Consider the following 20,429-nt stretch of genomic DNA (forward strand, 5'->3'; position numbering starts at 1 on the left):
GGTTTTTTCAATTGCTTGAAAATATTTACCGGTACTCGAGATTCGTCAAATAGACATTACGAAATGTGGGGAGGGAAGGACTGAATAGTCCTGAACGAAATGGAAAAGAATTGGTATGTTGTGCATACGTACTCTGGCTATGAAAACAAAGTAAAAGCAAACTTGGAAAAGCGTGTTGAATCAATGGGCATGCAGGATAAAATCTTCCGCGTTGTCGTACCAGAAGAAGAAGAAACAGATATTAAAAATGGTAAGAAAAAAGTCGTCAAAAAGAAAGTATTCCCTGGCTATGTCCTAGTGGAAATCGTGATGACTGACGACTCTTGGTATGTTGTTCGTAATACACCAGGTGTCACAGGATTCGTTGGATCAGCTGGATCAGGCTCAAAGCCGACAGCGCTGCTGCCAGGCGAAGCCGAAACCATTCTGAAGAGAATGGGTCTTGAAGAACGCAAAACAGAAATCGACTTTGAATTGAAAGAAACAGTCAAGGTAATCGACGGACCATTTGCTAACTTCACAGGCTCTATCGAAGAGATTGATTACGATAAAAGCAAAGTCAAAGTATTCGTTAATATGTTTGGTAGAGAAACACCCGTGGAACTTGAGTTCACGCAGATCGATAAATTGTAATTCAAAAGAGCTTGAAATGAGTGTATAGAAGTGGTAATATAGCAAAGGTACGTCTTGAGTTCGCTCAAGATCGCTAGCTAGTTATTTCGTCATTCATATAAAGAATGAAGTTGTTGAGTGGGAGGGGGATTCCCCTATTACCACATCACGGACTTTAAGGAGGTGTGTCTCGTGGCTAAAAAAGTAGTTAAAGTTGTTAAATTGCAAATTCCTGCTGGAAAAGCTAACCCAGCTCCACCAGTTGGACCTGCACTAGGTCAAGCCGGTGTTAATATCATGGGATTCTGTAAGGAGTTTAATGCTCGTACAGCTGACCAAGCTGGTCTTATCATTCCTGTTGAAATTTCGGTTTTTGAAGACCGTTCATTTACATTTATTACTAAAACTCCACCTGCTGCAGTTTTACTTAAAAAAGCAGCTGGTATTGAGTCTGGTTCTGGTGAACCTAACCGTAATAAAGTGGCAACTGTTAAGCGTGATAAAGTACGCGAAATCGCGGAAACAAAAATGCCTGACTTAAACGCTGCTAGCGTTGAATCAGCTATGCGCATGGTTGAAGGTACTGCACGCAGTATGGGTATTGTCATCGAAGATTAATTTATTGTCTTGTTGGGTTGCGAGTTTGGTTTTGACAAGTTCGCAACCCTTATTCGTGGGAGGTTATTCCGCTAAAACCACATAAGGAGGATTTTTATAATGGCTAAAAAAGGTAAAAAGTATGTAGAAGCTGCTAAGCTGATCGAACGTACTAAAGCGTATGATGTAGCTGAAGCTGTTTCTCTTACAAAAAAAGCAAATACAGCGAAATTTGATGCGACTGTAGAAGTTGCTTTTCGTTTGGGCGTAGACCCTCGTAAAAACGATCAACAAATCCGCGGTGCAGTTGTACTTCCTAACGGAACTGGTAAAACTCAACGCGTTCTTGTGTTCGCTAAAGGCGAAAAAGCAAAAGAAGCAGAAGCTGCTGGAGCAGACTACGTTGGAGATTCTGATTACATCACTAAAATCCAACAAGGCTGGTTCGAATTCGATGTAATCGTTGCAACACCTGACATGATGGGTGAAGTTGGTAAGATCGGTCGTGTACTTGGACCAAAAGGTCTTATGCCAAACCCTAAAACAGGAACTGTTACATTCGAAGTAGAAAAAGCAATCAATGAAATCAAAGCTGGTAAAGTAGAATACCGCGTTGATAAAGCTGGTAACATCCACGCGCCAATCGGAAAGGTTTCTTTCGAGGACGAAAAGCTTGTTGAGAACTTTGCAACAATCTATGATACAATCCTTAAAGCAAAACCTGCAGCGGCTAAAGGTGTATACGTGAAAAACGTTTCTGTTACAACTACTATGGGCCCTGGCGTGAAAGTGGATCCATCTTCTTTCTCTGCAAAATAAATCTTGACTTATCACAATCGTTTTGATAATATCAAAATGTTGTAAAATAGAATATGTCCATTTATACCGTAGACAGCAGGGGCCTTATGGCTTAATTAACCCGCCGAGGTGTATATGTCACAGTCTTACGTTAACGTATGCTTGTATATACAGCCTCCATGTCTTAATGGAGGCTTTTTATATGGAGAACCGTTCGTTAGGAACGTGATGGCCTGATCGGTATAAGTGTTACACAAAGAATGTACAGGAGGTGTAACCATGAGCAATGCAATCGATACTAAAAAAGTTGTCGTTGATGAAATTACTTCTAAATTTAAAGACAGTATGTCTACTGTAATTGTAGATTACCGTGGTCTTTCAGTTTCTGAAGTGACTGAACTTCGTAAACAGCTTCGTGATGCTGGCGTAGAATTCAAAGTTTACAAAAATACTTTGACTCGCCGTGCAGTTGAACAAGTTGAACTAACGGGTTTAAACGATTTCTTAACAGGTCCAAACGCTATCGCATTCAGTAACGAAGATGTTATCGCACCTGCGAAAATCATCAACGAATTTGCGAAAAGCCACGAAGCTTTAGAAATCAAAGCTGGTGTCATCGAAGGAAACGTAGCGACTGTAGAAGAAGTGAAGGCTCTTGCGGAACTTCCGTCTCGCGAAGGCTTACTTTCTATGTTGCTTAGCGTTCTTCAAGCTCCAGTTCGTAACCTTGCTCTTGCTACTAAAGCAGTTGCAGAACAAAAAGAAGAACAAGGCGCTTAATGCGTACTTAACGTAAAAAACTTAAAATGGAGGAATTACAAATGGCTTTAAATATCGAAGAAATCATTGCTTCAGTTAAAGAAGCAACTGTACTTGAGTTAAACGACTTAGTAAAAGCAATCGAAGAAGAATTTGGCGTAACTGCTGCTGCTCCTGTAGCTGTAGCTGCAGCTGGTGGTGCCGCTGCTGAAGAGAAAACTGATTTTGATCTAGTACTTGCTGGTGCTGGAGACCAAAAAATCAAAGTTATCAAAGTGGTTCGTGAAATCACTGGTCTTGGCTTGAAAGAAGCTAAAGAACTTGTTGACAACACTCCAAAACCACTTAAAGAAGGTATTGCTAAAGAAGAAGCTGAAGAACTTAAAGCTAAGCTTGAAGAAGTTGGCGCTTCTGTAGAAGTTAAGTAATCTTCGCCTAATCTTTTGGGAAAGCTCGCTTTTACTGGCGGGCTTTTTCTTTTCTATTCTCCTGAAACGATTGAATCCAGAGGAGGTCCATTCATCATGAGTGACCACTATTATACGGAAAAGCCATCAGTGAAAAGCAATAAACAGACATGGGACTTCACCTTGAGAAACCGTACCTTTACTTTTACAAGTGACAGTGGAGTGTTTTCTAAGAAAGAAGTCGACTTTGGTTCAAGGCTTTTAATTGAAGCTTTTGAAGAACCTGACGTGGATGGCGATGTCTTAGATGTCGGTTGCGGTTATGGACCGATTGGCTTATCGTTAGCAAACGAAATGACGAGCCGCACCATTCATATGATTGATGTGAACGAAAGAGCAGTCGAACTTTCAAAGGAAAACGCTAAACATAATCGCATTGATAATGTCCGCATCTATCAAAGTGATTTGTTCTCGAATGTTCATTCATCAGCTGCTTTTGCCTCTATACTGACCAATCCCCCAATACGGGCAGGGAAGAAAGTTGTACATGCGATCTTTGAAAAAAGTGCTGATCATTTATTGCCGGAAGGTGAGTTGTGGGTGGTTATTCAGAAAAAGCAGGGCGGACCATCTGCGATTGAAAAATTAGAACAGCTCTTTGGAGAAGTCGAGGTTGTATTGAAAAAAAAGGGCTACTATATTATCAAAGCTAAAAAAGTTTGACGCAGTTTCCTAGCTGTGTTAACATTATAAAATGCCAATGTGTATATTTTGCTTGATAGGCTTAAAAAACAACTATTTTGTATAAATTATGCATACTTGGGAAAACTAATAAAATCGGTATTTGTTTTTGGATGTGGTTTTCTTATTTTAGAAACCCTTTTTTCTTTTGTCTTGTAAAAGTATTTCTTTACTGACATTTGAAAGGCTGAAATACTTTTTACACATATAATACGCATGATTTGAGGGGTGAATCAGTTGACAGGTCAACTAGTTCAGTATGGACGACACCGCCAGCGCAGAAGCTACGCACGCATAAGCGAAGTGTTAGAATTACCAAATCTCATTGAAATTCAAACCTCTTCTTATCAGTGGTTTCTTGATGAGGGTCTTAGAGAGATGTTTCAAGATATATCCCCAATTGAGGATTTTACTGGTAACCTTTCTCTTGAATTCATTGATTACAGCCTAGGGGATCCTAAGTATCCTGTAGCAGAATCAAAAGAACGTGATGTAACTTACTCTGCTCCACTAAGAGTAAAAGTTCGTTTAATTAACAAAGAAACTGGAGAAGTAAAAGACCAAGATGTGTTCATGGGTGATTTCCCAATCATGACAGACACAGGTACTTTTATCATTAACGGTGCGGAACGTGTAATCGTTTCTCAGTTAGTGCGTTCTCCAAGTGTATATTTCAGTGGTAAAGTAGACAAAAACGGTAAAAAAGGTTTTACTGCGACTGTCATTCCAAACCGTGGCGCATGGTTAGAATACGAAACTGATGCGAAGGATGTAGTCTATGTACGCATCGATCGCACACGTAAGTTGCCGGTTACGGTTCTTTTGCGTGCTCTCGGCTTCAGCTCTGATCAAGAGATTCTTGACCTCATTGGCGAGAATGAATACTTACGCAACACGCTGGAAAAAGACAATACAGAGAATGCGGATAAAGCACTTCTCGAAATCTACGAGCGCCTCCGTCCTGGAGAGCCGCCAACTGTTGAAAATGCGAAAAGCCTGCTAGACTCTCGCTTCTTCGATCCGAAGAGATATGACCTAGCTAATGTTGGACGCTACAAGATTAATAAAAAGCTTCATATTAAAAATAGACTGTTCAATCAAAAATTGGCTGAAACGTTAGTTGACCCTGAAACAGGTGAAATTCTAGCAGAAAAAGGTCAAATTTTAGACAGAAGAGTTCTTGATAAAGTTCTTCCATACTTAGAAAACGGCATCGGATTTAGAAAGCTTTATCCAAATGGTGGCGTAGTAGAAGATGAAGTAGAACTTCAATCTATTAAGATTTATGCACCGTCTGATCAAGAAGGCGAGCAAGTGATCAACGTGATCGGGAATGCATACGTAGAGGAAGCTGTGAAAAACATCACGCCTTCTGACATCATTGCATCGATCAGTTACTTCTTCAACCTTCTTCATGGTGTAGGTGACACAGATGATATCGATCACCTTGGTAACCGTCGCCTGCGTTCTGTAGGTGAGCTTCTGCAAAACCAATTCCGTATTGGTTTAAGCAGAATGGAGCGTGTTGTTCGTGAAAGAATGTCGATCCAAGACACAAACACGATCACACCTCAGCAACTGATCAACATCCGTCCTGTGATCGCTTCTATCAAAGAGTTCTTTGGTAGCTCTCAGCTTTCTCAGTTCATGGATCAAACAAACCCGCTTGCTGAATTGACGCACAAACGTCGTCTGTCGGCGCTTGGACCGGGTGGTTTGACACGTGAGCGTGCAGGAATGGAAGTTCGTGACGTTCACTACTCTCACTATGGCCGTATGTGTCCGATTGAAACACCAGAGGGTCCAAACATCGGTTTGATCAACTCTCTATCTTCATTTGCAAAAGTGAATCGCTTCGGCTTTATTGAAACACCTTACCGCCGGGTTGACCCTGAAACAGGTAAAGTGACACCGAGAATCGATTACTTAACTGCTGATGAAGAGGATAACTACGTTGTAGCACAAGCGAATGCTATATTAGGTGAAGATGGTTCGTTTATCGATGATAATATCATTGCTCGTTTCAGAGGGGAAAACACAGTTGTTCCTCGAAACCGCGTTGACTACATGGACGTTTCGCCAAAGCAGGTTGTTTCTGCAGCGACAGCATGTATCCCATTCTTAGAAAACGATGACTCTAACCGTGCTCTAATGGGAGCGAACATGCAACGTCAGGCTGTGCCTTTGATGCAGCCGGAATCACCGATTGTTGGTACAGGTATGGAGTATGTATCAGGGAAAGACTCTGGTGCTGCTGTTATCTGCCGCTACCCTGGTGTTGTAGAACGTGTTGAAGCGAAAAATATTTGGGTTCGTCGCTATGAAGACGTTGACGGACAACAAGTCAAAGGAAATCTAGACAAATACAGCTTGCTGAAATTTGTCCGCTCTAACCAAGGGACTTGCTACAACCAGCGTCCAATCGTAAGTGTTGGAGATGAAGTCGTAAAAGGAGAAATCCTTGCAGACGGTCCTTCAATGGAAAAAGGTGAATTGGCTCTAGGACGTAACGTCATGGTCGGCTTCATGACTTGGGACGGTTATAACTACGAGGATGCGATCATCATGAGTGAGCGCCTTGTAAAAGATGACGTCTACACGTCTATTCATATTGAAGAATATGAATCAGAAGCTCGTGATACAAAGCTTGGACCGGAAGAAATCACTCGTGATATTCCAAACGTTGGGGAAGATGCTTTACGCAACCTTGACGAGCGCGGAATCATCCGTATTGGTGCAGAAGTAAAAGACGGAGACCTTCTTGTAGGGAAAGTAACGCCTAAAGGTGTAACAGAACTAACAGCTGAAGAACGTCTATTACATGCAATCTTCGGTGAAAAGGCTCGTGAAGTGCGTGATACGTCTCTACGTGTTCCACACGGCGGCGGCGGAATTATCCACGACGTCAAAGTCTTTAACCGTGAAGATGGAGATGAATTACCTCCAGGTGTAAACCAGTTAGTCCGCGTATACATCGTTCAGAAGCGTAAAATTTCTGAAGGTGACAAAATGGCCGGACGACATGGTAACAAAGGGGTTATCTCTAAAATCCTTCCAGAAGAAGATATGCCGTATCTTCCAGATGGAACACCGATTGATATCATGTTAAACCCTCTAGGGGTACCATCTCGTATGAACATCGGTCAGGTACTTGAGCTTCATATGGGTATGGCTGCACGTTACCTTGGCATCCACATTGCGTCACCAGTATTTGATGGTGCGCGCGAGGAAGATGTTTGGGAAACGCTTGAAGAAGCAGGTATGTCCCGTGATGCAAAAACAGTCCTTTATGACGGTCGAACTGGTGAACCATTCGATAACCGTGTATCAGTCGGAATCATGTACATGATCAAACTGGCTCACATGGTTGACGATAAACTTCACGCTCGTTCAACTGGACCATACTCACTTGTTACGCAGCAGCCACTTGGCGGTAAAGCCCAGTTTGGTGGTCAGCGTTTCGGAGAGATGGAAGTATGGGCGCTTGAAGCTTACGGTGCAGCATACACACTTCAAGAGATCTTAACAGTTAAATCGGATGACGTTGTAGGTCGTGTGAAAACATACGAGGCCATCGTCAAAGGGGATAACGTCCCTGAACCAGGTGTCCCTGAATCATTCAAAGTGTTAATTAAAGAACTTCAAAGTTTAGGTATGGATGTCAAAATCCTATCTGGCGATGAAGAAGAGATAGAAATGAGAGATTTAGAAGACGATGAGGAAACGAAGAAAGCAGACGGATTAGCGTTATCTAATGACGAAGATGCTGCAGACCTCGCACCTGTCGATCTTGAACGTGACGCAGTCACAAAAGAATGAAACGATTAGAGCAAGTGACTAGGGTATAACCCGAAGATTAAAAGGGAGGTAGGCCCCTTGCTAGATGTGAACAATTTTGAGTATATGAACATCGGTCTCGCATCACCTGATAAAATCCGTTCTTGGTCTTTTGGTGAAGTGAAAAAGCCTGAAACGATTAACTATCGTACACTGAAACCTGAAAAAGATGGTCTCTTTTGTGAACGTATCTTCGGACCGCAAAAAGACTGGGAATGTCATTGTGGAAAGTATAAACGCGTTCGTTATAAGGGTGTTGTATGTGACCGTTGTGGTGTAGAAGTAACACGGGCAAAAGTCCGTCGTGAGAGAATGGGGCATATCGAACTGGCTGCCCCAGTTTCCCACATTTGGTATTTCAAAGGTATCCCAAGCCGTATGGGTCTTGTTCTTGATATGTCACCACGTGCGTTAGAAGAAGTGATTTACTTCGCTTCTTACGTTGTAACAGATCCGGGCAACACACCGCTTGAGAAGAAACAACTTCTTTCTGAGAAGGAATTCCGTGCTTATTTAGATAAATACGGTAATACGTTCCAAGCAGCTATGGGTGCAGAAGCAATCAATAAACTTCTTCAAGATATCGATCTTGTAAAAGAAGTAGATACACTGAAAGAAGAGCTGAAAACTGCTCAAGGACAGCGTCGTACACGTGCGATTAAACGCCTTGAAGTGCTAGAAGCCTTCCGTAACTCAGGAAACAAACCATCATGGATGATTCTTGATGTACTTCCGGTTATTCCGCCAGAATTACGTCCAATGGTCCAGCTTGATGGTGGACGTTTTGCTACTTCTGACTTAAACGACCTTTATCGTCGTGTTATCAACCGTAACAATCGTCTGAAACGTTTATTAGATCTTGGTGCGCCAAGCATCATCGTTCAGAACGAGAAGCGTATGCTTCAAGAAGCTGTCGATGCCTTGATTGATAATGGACGTAGAGGCCGACCAGTAACAGGACCAGGAAATAGACCATTGAAATCTCTTTCTCATATGCTGAAAGGGAAACAAGGACGTTTCCGTCAAAACTTGCTCGGTAAACGTGTTGACTATTCTGGACGTTCCGTTATCGTCGTAGGACCACATTTGAAAATGTATCAGTGTGGACTTCCGAAAGAAATGGCTCTTGAATTATTCAAACCATTCGTGATGAAGGAGCTTGTTGAAAAAGGTTTAGCTCACAACATCAAGAGTGCGAAGCGTAAAATTGAGCGCGTGCAGCCGGAAGTATGGGATGTTTTAGAATCAGTTATTCGTGAGCACCCAGTCTTACTAAACCGTGCACCGACTCTTCACAGACTTGGTATTCAAGCGTTTGAACCTACACTTGTGGAAGGACGCGCAATTCGTCTGCATCCACTTGTATGTACAGCCTACAACGCTGACTTTGACGGTGACCAAATGGCGGTTCACGTACCATTATCTGCTGAGGCTCAAGCTGAAGCTCGTATCTTAATGCTTGCTGCTCAAAACATTTTGAACCCGAAAGATGGAAAACCTGTTGTTACGCCATCTCAGGATATGGTGCTTGGTAACTACTACCTTACACTTGAGCGTAAAGGTGCTATCGGAGAAGGTATGGTCTTCAAAGATACTGACGAAGCCCTTCTAGCTTATCAAAATGGGTATGTGCATCTTCATACACGTGTAGCTGTTGCAGCTAGCTCGTTGAAGAATGTGACATTCACTGATGAACAGCGTTCTAAATTGTTGATTACAACAGTCGGAAAACTGATCTTTAACGAAATCTTACCGGAATCATTCCCTTACATGAATGAGCCGACAAAGAGCAATATTGAAGAAAAAACGCCTGACCGCTTCTTCCTTGAAAAAGGTGAGGATGTCAAAGCTGCGATCGAGAAACAAGAAATCAATGCGCCGTTCAAAAAAGGTATTTTAGGTAAAATCATTGCGGAAATCTTTAAGAGATTCCATATCACTGAGACATCTAAAATGCTTGATCGCATGAAAAATCTTGGTTTCAAATACTCTACTAAAGCGGGTATTACGGTTGGTGTGTCTGACATCGTCGTATTAGATGATAAGCAGAAGATCCTCGAAGAAGCACAAGCAAAAGTAGATAACGTCTTGAAGCAATTCAGACGTGGTTTGATTACTGAAGAAGAGCGTTACGAGAGAGTCATTTCGATCTGGAGTTCTTCTAAAGATGTCATCCAAGGTAAACTGATGAAGTCCCTTGATGAAGTCAACCCAATCTACATGATGAGTGACTCTGGAGCGCGTGGTAACGCATCTAACTTCACTCAGCTGGCTGGTATGCGTGGTCTGATGGCCAACCCGGCTGGACGTATCATTGAACTTCCGATTAAATCTAGTTTCCGTGAAGGTTTAACCGTATTGGAATACTTTATTTCCACTCACGGAGCGCGTAAAGGTCTTGCCGATACAGCCCTTAAAACAGCTGACTCAGGTTACCTTACGCGTCGTCTCGTCGATGTTGCACAGGATGTTATCATCCGTGAAACAGATTGCGGTACAGACCGTGGTATCTTGGCGAAGTCCATTAGAGAAGGAAATGAAATTATTGAGAAGCTTGAAGAACGTCTGATCGGACGTTTTGCAAGAAAACCAATTGTTCATCCTGAAACGGGCGAAGTCATTGTGGACGAAAACGAACTAATTGATGAAGATAAAGCACTTGAAGTAGTTGAAGCAGGAATTGAGGAAGTATGGATCCGTTCTGCATTTACATGTAACACGCCTCATGGTGTATGTAAACGATGCTACGGCCGTAACCTTGCAACTGGTACTGACGTTGAAGTCGGTGAAGCAGTTGGAATCATCGCTGCTCAATCAATCGGTGAGCCAGGAACACAGCTTACAATGCGTACGTTCCACACCGGTGGGGTAGCAGGAGACGATATCACACAAGGTTTACCTCGTATCCAAGAGCTATTTGAAGCGCGTAATCCGAAAGGGCAAGCGACCATTTCTGAAATTGATGGTGTCGTTGCTGAAATTAACGATGTTCGTGACAAGCAGCAGGAAATTGTGGTTCAAGGCGACGTTGAAACTCGTTCTTACACAGCTCCTTACAATGCGCGTCTGAAAGTTGTTGAAGGTGACAAAGTCACTCGTGGTCAAGTACTGACAGAAGGTTCGATCGATCCGAAAGAACTTCTTAAAGTGACTGACATGACAGCTGTTCAAGAATATCTGCTTCATGAAGTACAAAAAGTATATCGTATGCAAGGGGTAGAAATCGGAGATAAGCACGTTGAGGTAATGGTTCGCCAAATGCTTCGTAAAGTGCGTGTCGCTGATGCAGGGGATACAGATGTATTACCAGGCACACTTCTGGATGTACATCAATTCACTGAAGCGAACAAAAAAGTACTATTCGAAGGCAAACGTCCTGCAACAGGCCGTCCAGTTCTTCTTGGTATTACAAAAGCATCGCTTGAAACAGACTCATTCTTGTCTGCGGCATCCTTCCAAGAAACGACTCGTGTCCTAACAGATGCGGCGATCAAAGGAAAACGTGATGAACTGCTTGGCTTGAAAGAGAATGTTATCATCGGTAAACTTGTTCCAGCTGGAACAGGAATGCCAAACTACCGTAAAGTTAAGCCGGTTTCACAAGTGCAGCCGTCTGACGATATGGTTCCTGTAGAGTAATCTTTCTCGTGAGATTCCTATAAAATCATCAAAAAATGGTGAAGGATGTCAAGATAATCTGTCATATGATATTGACATCCTTCTGCCATGATGATAATATAACCAAGGTGCTCAAAATAAAACCTGTTACTTTGGAGGATATTCGATGTCTTATGATAAAGTATCACAGGCTCAATCCATTATTATTGGTACGAAGCAAACAGTAAAAGCTCTGAAACGAGATTCAGTAAAGGAAATCGTCGTAGCGAAAGATGCTGATCCTGCTTTAACAGCTAGTGTAATAAAACTAGCGCAAGAGAAGGGTGTAGACATTTTAGTGGTAGATTCCATGAAAAAGCTCGGCAAAGCCTGCGGAATTGAAGTTGGGGCAGCAGCTGTTGCCATTATGTTATAGCGTACTTGTTTTGTTTTTGCATGTGTAAATGCAAAAGCATTGTTTTTTGCCTTTTGATGAACCACCTGGGTATGTGGGTTATAAAAAAAGCAACGAAGGGAGGAATAACAACATGCCTACAATTAATCAGCTAATACGCAAAGGACGCGTGAGTAAAGTTGAAAACTCAAAGTCTCCTGCACTTAACAAAGGATACAACAGTTTCAAAAAAGAGCACACTAACGTAACATCTCCACAGAAGCGCGGGGTTTGTACTCGTGTCGGTACAATGACACCGAAAAAACCAAACTCAGCACTACGTAAATATGCTCGTGTACGTTTGTCTAACCTGATTGAGGTAACAGCTTACATTCCTGGTATCGGACATAATCTACAAGAGCACAGTGTAGTACTTATCCGTGGCGGACGTGTAAAAGACTTACCGGGTGTACGTTACCACATCGTTCGTGGTGCGCTTGATACTGCCGGAGTTGACGGTCGTATGCAAGGACGTTCTAAATACGGAACAAAACGCCCTAAACAAAGCAAATAATACAAACAAACATAAGGGTTTTTAGAAGTTGATATCAGATCAGTGGAGTCAGGCAACTGACAATGATATTGAGATGAGAGACAGATAGAAATCCTTTTAAATGAGAAGGGAGGCTATCAGATGCCACGTAAAGGTCCTGTAGCAAAAAGAGACGTATTGCCAGATCCAATTTACAATTCTAAACTTGTATCTCGTTTGATCAACAAAATGATGATCGACGGTAAAAGAGGAAAGTCACAAACAATTCTCTACAAGTCATTTGATATCATCAAAGAACGTACTGGTAATGAAGCGATGGAGGTTTTCGAACAAGCCTTGAAAAACATCATGCCAGTTCTTGAAGTTAAAGCACGTCGTGTAGGTGGAGCCAACTACCAAGTTCCTGTAGAAGTTCGCCCAGACCGTCGTACTACTTTAGGTCTTCGCTGGTTAGTAAACTACGCTCGTCTTCGTGGAGAAAAAACGATGGAAGAGCGTCTTGCTAACGAAATCCTTGACGCAGCTAACAACACTGGTGCTGCTGTTAAGAAACGTGAAGATACACACAAAATGGCAGAAGCGAACAAAGCATTCGCTCACTACCGCTGGTAGGATTTATACCAAACTAAAAAAACTATTCCCTAATAAGGAAGGAGAAATTACCCAATGGCAAGAGAGTTCTCCTTAGACAAAACTCGTAATATTGGTATCATGGCTCACATCGATGCCGGTAAAACGACAACGACTGAGCGTATCTTATACTACACTGGTCGTATCCATAAAATTGGCGAAACTCACGAAGGAGCTTCCCAAATGGACTGGATGGAGCAGGAGCAAGAACGTGGTATTACAATCACTTCTGCTGCTACTACAGCACAATGGAAAGGTTACCGTGTAAACATCATCGATACACCAGGACACGTAGATTTCACAGTTGAAGTTGAACGTTCTTTACGTGTACTTGATGGTGCGGTTACTGTTCTAGATGCACAATCAGGTGTAGAGCCACAAACTGAAACGGTTTGGCGCCAAGCAACAACTTACGGAGTACCTCGTATCGTATTCATTAACAAAATGGATAAAACAGGTGCGGACTTCCTTTACTCTGTAGGCACATTAAGAGATCGTCTTCAAGCGAACGCTCATGCAATTCAATTGCCGATCGGCGCTGAAGATCAATTCGAAGGAATCATCGACCTTGTAGAAAACGTAGCATACTTCTACGAAGATGACCTTGGAACTCGCTCTGATGCACAAGAAATCCCTGCTGAGTATAAAGACAAAGCTGAAGAGCTTCGCAACAGCCTAATTGAAGCTGTCGCTGAGCTTGACGAAGAGCTTATGGAAAAATACCTTGAGGGTGAAGAAATTACAATTCCTGAATTGAAAGCTGCAATCCGTAAAGGAACGTTGAATGTTGAATTCTATCCAGTTCTTGTTGGATCTGCTTTCAAAAACAAAGGTGTTCAGCTTGTACTTGACGCTGTGCTTGATTACCTTCCTGCACCAACTGATGTTGCTGCAATCAAAGGTACCTTGCCAGATTCAAATGAAGAGGTTGTACGTGAGTCTACTGATGACGCACCATTCGCAGCCCTTGCTTTTAAAGTAATGACTGACCCTTATGTTGGGAAACTAACTTTCTTCCGTGTATACTCTGGAACACTTGATTCTGGTTCTTACGTGAAGAACTCTTCTAAGAACAAGCGTGAGCGTGTTGGACGTATCCTTCAAATGCACGCAAACAGCCGTGAAGAAATTTCTACTGTATATGCAGGGGATATCGCAGCAGCTGTAGGTCTTAAAGATACATCAACTGGTGACACTCTTTGTGACGAGAAAAGTCTTGTTATCCTTGAGTCTATGGAATTCCCAGAGCCAGTTATCGATGTAGCAATCGAGCCTAAGTCTAAGGCTGACCAAGATAAAATGGGTATCGCTTTAGCTAAACTAGCTGAAGAGGATCCAACTTTCCGTACACAAACAAACACTGAAACTGGTCAAACGATCATCTCTGGTATGGGTGAGCTTCACCTTGATATCATTGTTGACCGTATGAAGCGTGAGTTCAAGGTTGAAGCTAACGTAGGAGCTCCTCAAGTTGCGTACCGTGAAACATTCCGTTCTGGTGCAAAAGTTGAAGGTAAATTCGTACGTCAGTCTGGTGGACGCGGTCAGTTCGGACACGTTTGGATCGAATTCGAACCAAACGAAGAAGGCGCAGGCTTCGAATTCCAAAATGCAATCGTCGGTGGGGTTGTTCCTCGTGAATACATTCCAGCTATTCAAGCAGGTCTTGAAGATTCACTTGAAAATGGTGTATTAGCTGGATTCCCATTAATCGACATCAAAGCAAAATTATTTGATGGATCTTACCACGATGTTGACTCTAACGAAATGGCGTTTAAAATTGCTGCATCTATGGCATTGAAAAATGCTGTCAGCAAATGTAACCCAGTTCTACTTGAGCCAATGATGAAAGTGGAAGTCGTTATCCCTGAAGAATACATGGGAGACATCATGGGTGATATCACATCTCGTCGTGGACGTGTAGAAGGTATGGAAGCTCGCGGTAACGCTCAAGTTGTTCGCGCAATGGTTCCACTTTCTGAAATGTTCGGATATGCAACTGCACTCCGTTCTAATACACAAGGACGCGGTACTTTCACTATGCACATGGATCACTACGAAGAAGTGCCTAAGAGCATCAGTGAAGAAATCATCAAAAAAAATAAAGGTGAATAATTGATTTTGCCTTTAAACTAAAGTATAACTACTATTGAAGATCAGAAAGTGAGAGGTAACTCTTCACTTTCTATCACTCTATACCAAATACAATGAACCTTTAAGGAGGATTTTTAGAATGGCTAAAGAAAAATTCGACCGTTCCAAATCGCATGCTAACATTGGTACAATTGGACACGTTGACCATGGTAAAACAACTCTAACTGCTGCTATCTCAACAGTTCTTCATAAGAAATCTGGTAAAGGTACGGCTATGGCTTATGACCAAATCGATGGTGCTCCAGAAGAGCGCGAGCGTGGAATCACAATCTCAACAGCACACGTTGAGTATGAAACTGAAACTCGTCACTATGCACACGTAGACTGCCCAGGACACGCTGACTATGTTAAAAACATGATCACTGGTGCTGCTCAAATGGACGGCGCGATCTTAGTAGTATCTGCTGCTGATGGTCCAATGCCACAAACACGTGAGCACATCCTACTTTCTCGTAACGTAGGTGTACCATACATCGTAGTATTCCTTAACAAATGTGACATGGTTGACGATGAAGAGTTACTTGAACTTGTTGAAATGGAAGTTCGTGACCTTCTTTCTGACTATGACTTCCCTGGTGACGATGTACCTGTTATCAAAGGTTCTGCTCTTAAAGCTCTTGAAGGTGATGCTGATTACGAAGCAAAAATCTTTGAACTTATGGATGCAGTTGATGAGTACATCCCAACTCCAGAGCGTGACACTGAGAAGCCATTCATGATGCCAGTTGAGGACGTATTCTCAATCACTGGTCGTGGAACAGTTGCTACTGGTCGTGTTGAGCGTGGACAAGTTAAAGTCGGTGACGAAGTTGAAATCATCGGTCTTCAAGAAGAAAACGGTAAAACAACTGTTACAGGTGTTGAAATGTTCCGTAAGCTTCTTGACTATGCTGAAGCTGGTGACAACATCGGTGCACTACTTCGTGGTGTATCTCGTGAAGATATCCAACGTGGTCAAGTACTTGCTAAACCAGGTACAATCACTCCACATAGCCGTTTCAAAGCTGAAGTTTATGTACTTTCTAAAGAAGAGGGTGGACGTCATACTCCATTCTTCGCTAACTACCGTCCGCAGTTCTACTTCCGTACAACTGACGTAACTGGTATCGTACATCTTCCAGAAGGTACTGAAATGGTAATGCCTGGCGATAACACTGAGATGGAAGTTGAACTTATCTCTACTATCGCTATCGAAGAAGGAACTCGTTTCTCTATCCGTGAGGGTGGACGTACTGTAGGTTCTGGCGTCGTTTCAACTATCATTAAGTAATAAAACATATAAAAGAGACTCCTTGCAAAAGGGTCTCTTTTTTTGCTTTTCCAGATCAGAACGGCTACTATAAGCTATAGAATCTAATTGGAACCGAGAGGATCACTGGAATGACGAAGATATATTTGAAGAAATGGTTAATCGGCGGGGTTGACCAATGGATTATGATCAAAGAAGATCACACAAATGAAGCGAAGCCTGTTCTTTTATTTTTACACGGTGGGCCCGGCTCCGCTCAAATCAGCTATATCGACTCGTTTCATGAGGAACTTAATCAAGATTTTACAGTAGTTCATTGGGATCAGCGAGGTGCAGGACTTTCCTATCAAAAGAATCTTCCCGATACTTCCATGACCATTCAGCAATTTATTGAAGATACGATTGAACTGACAGAGAAAGTCCTTTCATATCTAGGTCAATCAAAATTGTACATCGCAGGATATTCATGGGGATCATTAATCGCCATACAAGCAGTACATAAGCGTCCAGATCTATATCATGCTTATTATGGAATTAGTCAGGTAGTAGATGTATTAAAAGAAGATATTGTGTCGTACGAGCTCCTTTTGGAGAAATACCATCGGAATCGGATGTTTACTTGGTGCCTGCGATTACTGACGCCTCCTCCGTGGAAACGAATATCAGCTCATGCTCTGTTCTCTCTCTATAAAGAGGTCGGAAGCGTAGGTCTCACACATAGGTGGAGGCCGCTTATTCAAATGCTGCGCGGATTTCTTTTTAGTAAGGAATATCAGCTGAAAGATAAGTGGAAGTTCCTTAAAGGACAGAAGTTTAGTCAGGACATGCTATGGGATGAATTGATGAATGAGAGCATTGAATACCGAGTTTCTACTATATTAATACCTTGCTACTTTATCATTGGCGCATATGACATGATTACACCAGCTGCTGTATCAAAACCATATGTTGATCAATTAACAGCACCAATCAAAGAATGGTTCACCTTTAAAGAATCTGCACATTCCCCGCATCTAGAAGAACCAGAAGAATTTATCCGTACCATAAAAAAGACTGCTGTACATCATCTTCAGGGAAAGCTTGATTTATAGGCTGAACCCCTGTATAATATGAAAAGTGTGCAAATCATAAATTTATCCGATTTATTATTGCAACACGCAGGCCAATTTGGTACAATAGTGCATGTTGGTCTTTGACTGCGATGAAGTGAGAGGTTGCTGACACACCCGGCCGCTTTGCCATGGCAAGGTGATCAGGTTTTTCTCACGGAGAACTGTCTAACGTAAGTAGGCGAAAAGGAGGGAAAATAATGGCAAAACAAAAAATTCGTATTCGTTTAAAAGCATATGATCATAGAATTCTTGATCAATCTGCTGAGAAGATTGTTGAAACGGCTAAGCGTTCTGGTGCTAGTGTATCTGGTCCAATCCCGCTTCCAACTGAAAAATCAGTTTACACAATCCTTCGTGCGGTGCATAAGTACAAAGATTCTCGTGAGCAATTTGAGATGCGTACTCACAAACGTCTAATCGACATCGTGAATCCAACTCCACAAACAGTTGATGCACTTATGCGTTTAGATTTACCATCTGGTGTAGATATCGAAATCAAACTTTAATTCAAATAGAAAACACATATTATAGGAGGTGTGACTAATGACCAAAGGAATCTTAGGTAGAAAAATTGGTATGACGCAAGTATTCGCAGAAAACGGTGATCTTATCCCTGTAACTGTTGTTGAGGCTGCTGCTAACGTTGTTCTTCAAAAGAAGACTACTGACACGGATGGCTATGAAGCAATCCAAATCGGTTTTGACGACAAACGTGAAAAGCTTTCTAACAAACCAGAGAAGGGCCACGTTGCTAAAGCGGAAACTGCTCCTAAGCGCTTCGTAAAAGAATTACGCGGTGCGGAGTTAGATGCGTATGAAGTTGGTCAGGAAGTCAAAGTTGATATTTTCGCAAATGGAGATATCGTAGATGTAACAGGAACATCAAAAGGTAAAGGATTCCAAGGGGCTATCAAGCGCCACGGACAATCACGCGGACCAATGACTCACGGTTCACGTTACCACCGTCGTCCTGGTTCAATGGGACCTGTTGATCCAAACCGAGTATTCAAAGGTAAACTTCTTCCAGGTCGTATGGGCGGAGAGCAAATCACTGTCCAAAACCTTGAGATCGTTAAAGTTGATGCAGAACGCAATCTTCTATTGATCAAAGGAAATGTACCAGGAGCTAAAAAATCTCTAGTAACTGTAAAGAGTGCAGTTAAATCTAAATAACTCTCTTAGGAAAGGAGGAAACAAGTCATGCCAAAAGTAGCATTATTTAACCAAAACGGTTCTACTAACGGTGAAATCGAATTAAACGCTTCTGTGTTTGGAATCGAGCCAAACGAAAGCGTAGTATTCGATGCTATTCTTATGCAAAGAGCTTCCTTACGTCAAGGAACTCATAAAGTAAAAACTCGTTCTGAAGTACGTGGCGGAGGTCGTAAGCCTTGGAGACAGAAGGGTACAGGTCGTGCTCGTCAAGGTTCTATTCGTTCACCACAATGGCGCGGAGGCGGTATCGTATTCGGTCCAACACCACGCAGTTATTCATATAAATTACCTAAAAAAGTTCGCCGCTTGGCTATCAAGTCAGTATTGTCTTCTAAAGTAATCGACAACAACATCATCGTTCTTGAAGATTTGACTCTTGATGCAGTGAAAACGAAAGAATTCGCAGGCATCCTTAAAGGATTATCTGTTGAGAAGAAAGCGTTGATCGTCACTGCGGATGCAAACGAAACAGTTGCTTTATCTGCTCGTAACATCCCTGGAGTAACAGTTGTTGAAGCTAACGGTATCAACGTTCTTGACGTTGTCAACCACGACAAACTTCTGATCACTAAAGCAGCGGTTGAAAAAGTAGAGGAGGGACTTGCATAATGAAAGATCCTCGTGATGTTCTAAAGCGCCCTATCATTACTGAACGTTCTGCTGATCTAATGACAGAGAAGAAGTACACGTTCGAAGTTGATGTCAGAGCTAACAAAACAGAAGTGAAAGACGCTGTTGAAGAAATCTTTGGAGTGAAAGTTGAGAAAGTCAACGTTCAAAACTACAAAGGAAAATCTAAACGCGTTGGACGCTACACTGGTATGACTAGCCGTCGCAGAAAAGCGATCGTGAAATTAACTGCTGACAGCAAAGAAATCGAAATTTTTGAAGCGTAAATCTTAAAAAGAAGGAGGGAAATTCAAAATGGCGATTAAAAAGTATAAACCAACCAGTAATGGTCGTCGTGGCATGACTACTTCAGATTTTGCTGAAATCACGACTGACAAACCAGAAAAATCGTTGCTTGCACCGCTTCACAGAAAAGGCGGACGTAACAACCAAGGTAGATTGACTGTTCGTCATCAAGGTGGCGGTCATAAACGTCAATACCGTATCATCGACTTTAAGCGTGATAAAGACGGTATACCTGGACGCGTTGCTACAATCGAGTATGATCCAAACCGTTCAGCGAACATCGCTCTTGTAAACTATGCAGATGGTGAGAAACGTTACATTCTTGCTCCGAAAGGAATCCAAGTTGGTACTGAAGTTACTTCTGGACCAGAAGCTGACATCAAACCAGGTAATGCTCTTCCACTTATCAACATCCCAGTTGGTACAGTTGTGCATAACATTGAATTAAAACCAGGTAAAGGTGGACAATTAGTTCGTTCTGCTGGTACTTCTGCTCAAGTTCTTGGTAAAGAAGGTAAATACGTTCTTGTACGTTTGAACTCAGGAGAAGTTCGCATGATTCTTTCTGCTTGCCGTGCGACTATCGGTCAAGTTGGAAACGAGCAACACGAATTAATTAACATCGGTAAAGCTGGACGTTCTCGCTGGAAAGGCGTACGCCCAACAGTTCGTGGTTCTGTAATGAACCCTAACGATCACCCACACGGTGGTGGTGAAGGACGCGCTCCAATCGGACGTAAATCACCAATGTCTCCATGGGGTAAACCGACTCTTGGATTCAAGACTCGTAAGAAAACCAACAAGTCTGATAAATTCATTGTACGTCGTCGTAAAAACAAGTAACGGGGTTGTCTACGGT

The 20,429-nt window shown here is 42.3% G+C and carries 19 protein-coding genes and 1 other annotated feature; all 19 genes read left to right on the forward strand.

Annotated features, from left to right (window positions below; translation table 11 throughout):
* Nucleotides 1-99: 99 nt before the first annotated feature.
* The 19 genes from nusG (at nt 100) to rplB (ending at nt 20,413) form a co-directional block, all read left to right on the forward strand.
* Nucleotides 100-633 carry a transcription termination/antitermination protein NusG gene (gene nusG / locus GKC25_RS00660; RefSeq protein WP_003217197.1) on the forward strand — a complete coding sequence of 178 codons (534 nt, stop codon included), beginning with the start codon at nt 100-102 and terminating at the stop codon, nt 631-633.
* 171 nt (nt 634-804) lie between these two features.
* Nucleotides 805-1,230 carry a 50S ribosomal protein L11 gene (gene rplK / locus GKC25_RS00665; RefSeq protein ID WP_003216956.1) on the forward strand — a complete coding sequence of 142 codons (426 nt, stop codon included), beginning with the start codon at nt 805-807 and terminating at the stop codon, nt 1,228-1,230.
* A 99-nt stretch (nt 1,231-1,329) separates the two neighbouring features.
* Nucleotides 1,330-2,028: a 50S ribosomal protein L1 gene (rplA, locus tag GKC25_RS00670; protein ID WP_034665623.1), complete on the forward strand. Its 699-nt coding sequence runs from the start codon at nt 1,330-1,332 to the stop codon at nt 2,026-2,028.
* A 48-nt stretch (nt 2,029-2,076) separates the two neighbouring features.
* Nucleotides 2,077-2,217 (forward strand) — a sequence feature (ribosomal protein L10 leader region).
* A 69-nt stretch (nt 2,218-2,286) separates the two neighbouring features.
* A complete protein-coding gene (gene rplJ / locus GKC25_RS00675; RefSeq protein WP_034665618.1) occupies nt 2,287-2,787 on the forward strand; it encodes a 50S ribosomal protein L10 in 501 nt (166 codons plus the stop codon).
* A 41-nt stretch (nt 2,788-2,828) separates the two neighbouring features.
* Nucleotides 2,829-3,194 (forward strand): 50S ribosomal protein L7/L12, encoded by a 366-nt coding sequence (rplL, locus tag GKC25_RS00680; protein ID WP_003216952.1) that lies wholly within the window; start codon nt 2,829-2,831, stop codon nt 3,192-3,194.
* Between the two features lie 96 nt (nt 3,195-3,290).
* The gene (locus GKC25_RS00685; RefSeq protein WP_044139657.1) at nt 3,291-3,896 is read left to right on the forward strand and encodes a class I SAM-dependent methyltransferase; all 606 of its coding nucleotides are present in this window, start codon (nt 3,291-3,293) and stop codon (nt 3,894-3,896) included.
* Nucleotides 3,897-4,151: 255 nt separating this feature from the next.
* On the forward strand, nt 4,152-7,733 hold the full coding sequence (gene rpoB, locus GKC25_RS00690) for a DNA-directed RNA polymerase subunit beta (RefSeq protein WP_003217223.1): 3,582 nt from the start codon (nt 4,152-4,154) through the stop codon (nt 7,731-7,733).
* Nucleotides 7,734-7,790: 57 nt separating this feature from the next.
* A complete protein-coding gene (gene rpoC, locus GKC25_RS00695) occupies nt 7,791-11,390 on the forward strand; it encodes a DNA-directed RNA polymerase subunit beta' (RefSeq protein WP_034665614.1) in 3,600 nt (1,199 codons plus the stop codon).
* A gap of 145 nt (nt 11,391-11,535) precedes the next feature.
* Nucleotides 11,536-11,784: a 50S ribosomal protein L7ae-like protein gene (locus tag GKC25_RS00700; RefSeq protein WP_034665612.1), complete on the forward strand. Its 249-nt coding sequence runs from the start codon at nt 11,536-11,538 to the stop codon at nt 11,782-11,784.
* A 112-nt stretch (nt 11,785-11,896) separates the two neighbouring features.
* A complete protein-coding gene (gene rpsL / locus GKC25_RS00705; protein WP_003216962.1) occupies nt 11,897-12,316 on the forward strand; it encodes a 30S ribosomal protein S12 in 420 nt (139 codons plus the stop codon).
* 120 nt (nt 12,317-12,436) lie between these two features.
* Entirely contained in the window at nt 12,437-12,907 is a 471-nt protein-coding gene (rpsG, locus tag GKC25_RS00710) for a 30S ribosomal protein S7 (RefSeq protein WP_003216884.1), read from the forward strand.
* A gap of 54 nt (nt 12,908-12,961) precedes the next feature.
* On the forward strand, nt 12,962-15,040 hold the full coding sequence (gene fusA / locus GKC25_RS00715) for an elongation factor G (protein ID WP_034665610.1): 2,079 nt from the start codon (nt 12,962-12,964) through the stop codon (nt 15,038-15,040).
* Nucleotides 15,041-15,158: 118 nt separating this feature from the next.
* Nucleotides 15,159-16,349 carry an elongation factor Tu gene (gene tuf, locus GKC25_RS00720; RefSeq protein ID WP_034283892.1) on the forward strand — a complete coding sequence of 397 codons (1,191 nt, stop codon included), beginning with the start codon at nt 15,159-15,161 and terminating at the stop codon, nt 16,347-16,349.
* Nucleotides 16,350-16,459: 110 nt separating this feature from the next.
* The gene (locus GKC25_RS00725) at nt 16,460-17,419 is read left to right on the forward strand and encodes an alpha/beta fold hydrolase (protein ID WP_187704282.1); all 960 of its coding nucleotides are present in this window, start codon (nt 16,460-16,462) and stop codon (nt 17,417-17,419) included.
* 218 nt (nt 17,420-17,637) lie between these two features.
* Entirely contained in the window at nt 17,638-17,946 is a 309-nt protein-coding gene (gene rpsJ / locus GKC25_RS00730) for a 30S ribosomal protein S10 (protein ID WP_003156464.1), read from the forward strand.
* 37 nt (nt 17,947-17,983) lie between these two features.
* The gene (rplC, locus tag GKC25_RS00735) at nt 17,984-18,613 is read left to right on the forward strand and encodes a 50S ribosomal protein L3 (protein WP_012008703.1); all 630 of its coding nucleotides are present in this window, start codon (nt 17,984-17,986) and stop codon (nt 18,611-18,613) included.
* 27 nt (nt 18,614-18,640) lie between these two features.
* On the forward strand, nt 18,641-19,264 hold the full coding sequence (rplD, locus tag GKC25_RS00740; RefSeq protein ID WP_007496312.1) for a 50S ribosomal protein L4: 624 nt from the start codon (nt 18,641-18,643) through the stop codon (nt 19,262-19,264).
* On the forward strand, nt 19,264-19,551 hold the full coding sequence (gene rplW, locus GKC25_RS00745; RefSeq protein WP_003217016.1) for a 50S ribosomal protein L23: 288 nt from the start codon (nt 19,264-19,266) through the stop codon (nt 19,549-19,551). The genes rplD and rplW overlap by 1 nt, the downstream gene beginning before the upstream one ends.
* 28 nt (nt 19,552-19,579) lie before the next feature.
* The gene (gene rplB, locus GKC25_RS00750) at nt 19,580-20,413 is read left to right on the forward strand and encodes a 50S ribosomal protein L2 (RefSeq protein WP_007496314.1); all 834 of its coding nucleotides are present in this window, start codon (nt 19,580-19,582) and stop codon (nt 20,411-20,413) included.
* Nucleotides 20,414-20,429: the final 16 nt, after the last annotated feature.

The sequence above is a fragment of the Bacillus pumilus genome, assembly GCF_038738535.1.
GTDB lineage: Bacteria > Bacillota > Bacilli > Bacillales > Bacillaceae > Bacillus.

Excerpts from the sequence above, each read along its gene's own strand:
- rplB (WP_007496314.1), top strand. The coding sequence starts at position 19,580 with ATGGCGATTAAAAAGTATAAACCAACCAGTAATGGTCGTCGTGGCATG.
- GKC25_RS00700 (WP_034665612.1), top strand. The coding sequence starts at position 11,536 with ATGTCTTATGATAAAGTATCACAGGCTCAATCCATTATTATTGGTACG.
- nusG (WP_003217197.1), top strand. The coding sequence starts at position 100 with ATGGAAAAGAATTGGTATGTTGTGCATACGTACTCTGGCTATGAAAAC.
- GKC25_RS00725 (WP_187704282.1), top strand. The coding sequence starts at position 16,460 with ATGACGAAGATATATTTGAAGAAATGGTTAATCGGCGGGGTTGACCAA.
- rplD (WP_007496312.1), top strand. The coding sequence starts at position 18,641 with ATGCCAAAAGTAGCATTATTTAACCAAAACGGTTCTACTAACGGTGAA.
- rpsJ (WP_003156464.1), top strand. The coding sequence starts at position 17,638 with ATGGCAAAACAAAAAATTCGTATTCGTTTAAAAGCATATGATCATAGA.
- rplW (WP_003217016.1), top strand. The coding sequence starts at position 19,264 with ATGAAAGATCCTCGTGATGTTCTAAAGCGCCCTATCATTACTGAACGT.
- rplL (WP_003216952.1), top strand. The coding sequence starts at position 2,829 with ATGGCTTTAAATATCGAAGAAATCATTGCTTCAGTTAAAGAAGCAACT.
- rplC (WP_012008703.1), top strand. The coding sequence starts at position 17,984 with ATGACCAAAGGAATCTTAGGTAGAAAAATTGGTATGACGCAAGTATTC.
- rpsL (WP_003216962.1), top strand. The coding sequence starts at position 11,897 with ATGCCTACAATTAATCAGCTAATACGCAAAGGACGCGTGAGTAAAGTT.
- rplA (WP_034665623.1), top strand. The coding sequence starts at position 1,330 with ATGGCTAAAAAAGGTAAAAAGTATGTAGAAGCTGCTAAGCTGATCGAA.
- GKC25_RS00685 (WP_044139657.1), top strand. The coding sequence starts at position 3,291 with ATGAGTGACCACTATTATACGGAAAAGCCATCAGTGAAAAGCAATAAA.
- rpsG (WP_003216884.1), top strand. The coding sequence starts at position 12,437 with ATGCCACGTAAAGGTCCTGTAGCAAAAAGAGACGTATTGCCAGATCCA.
- fusA (WP_034665610.1), top strand. The coding sequence starts at position 12,962 with ATGGCAAGAGAGTTCTCCTTAGACAAAACTCGTAATATTGGTATCATG.
- rplJ (WP_034665618.1), top strand. The coding sequence starts at position 2,287 with ATGAGCAATGCAATCGATACTAAAAAAGTTGTCGTTGATGAAATTACT.
- tuf (WP_034283892.1), top strand. The coding sequence starts at position 15,159 with ATGGCTAAAGAAAAATTCGACCGTTCCAAATCGCATGCTAACATTGGT.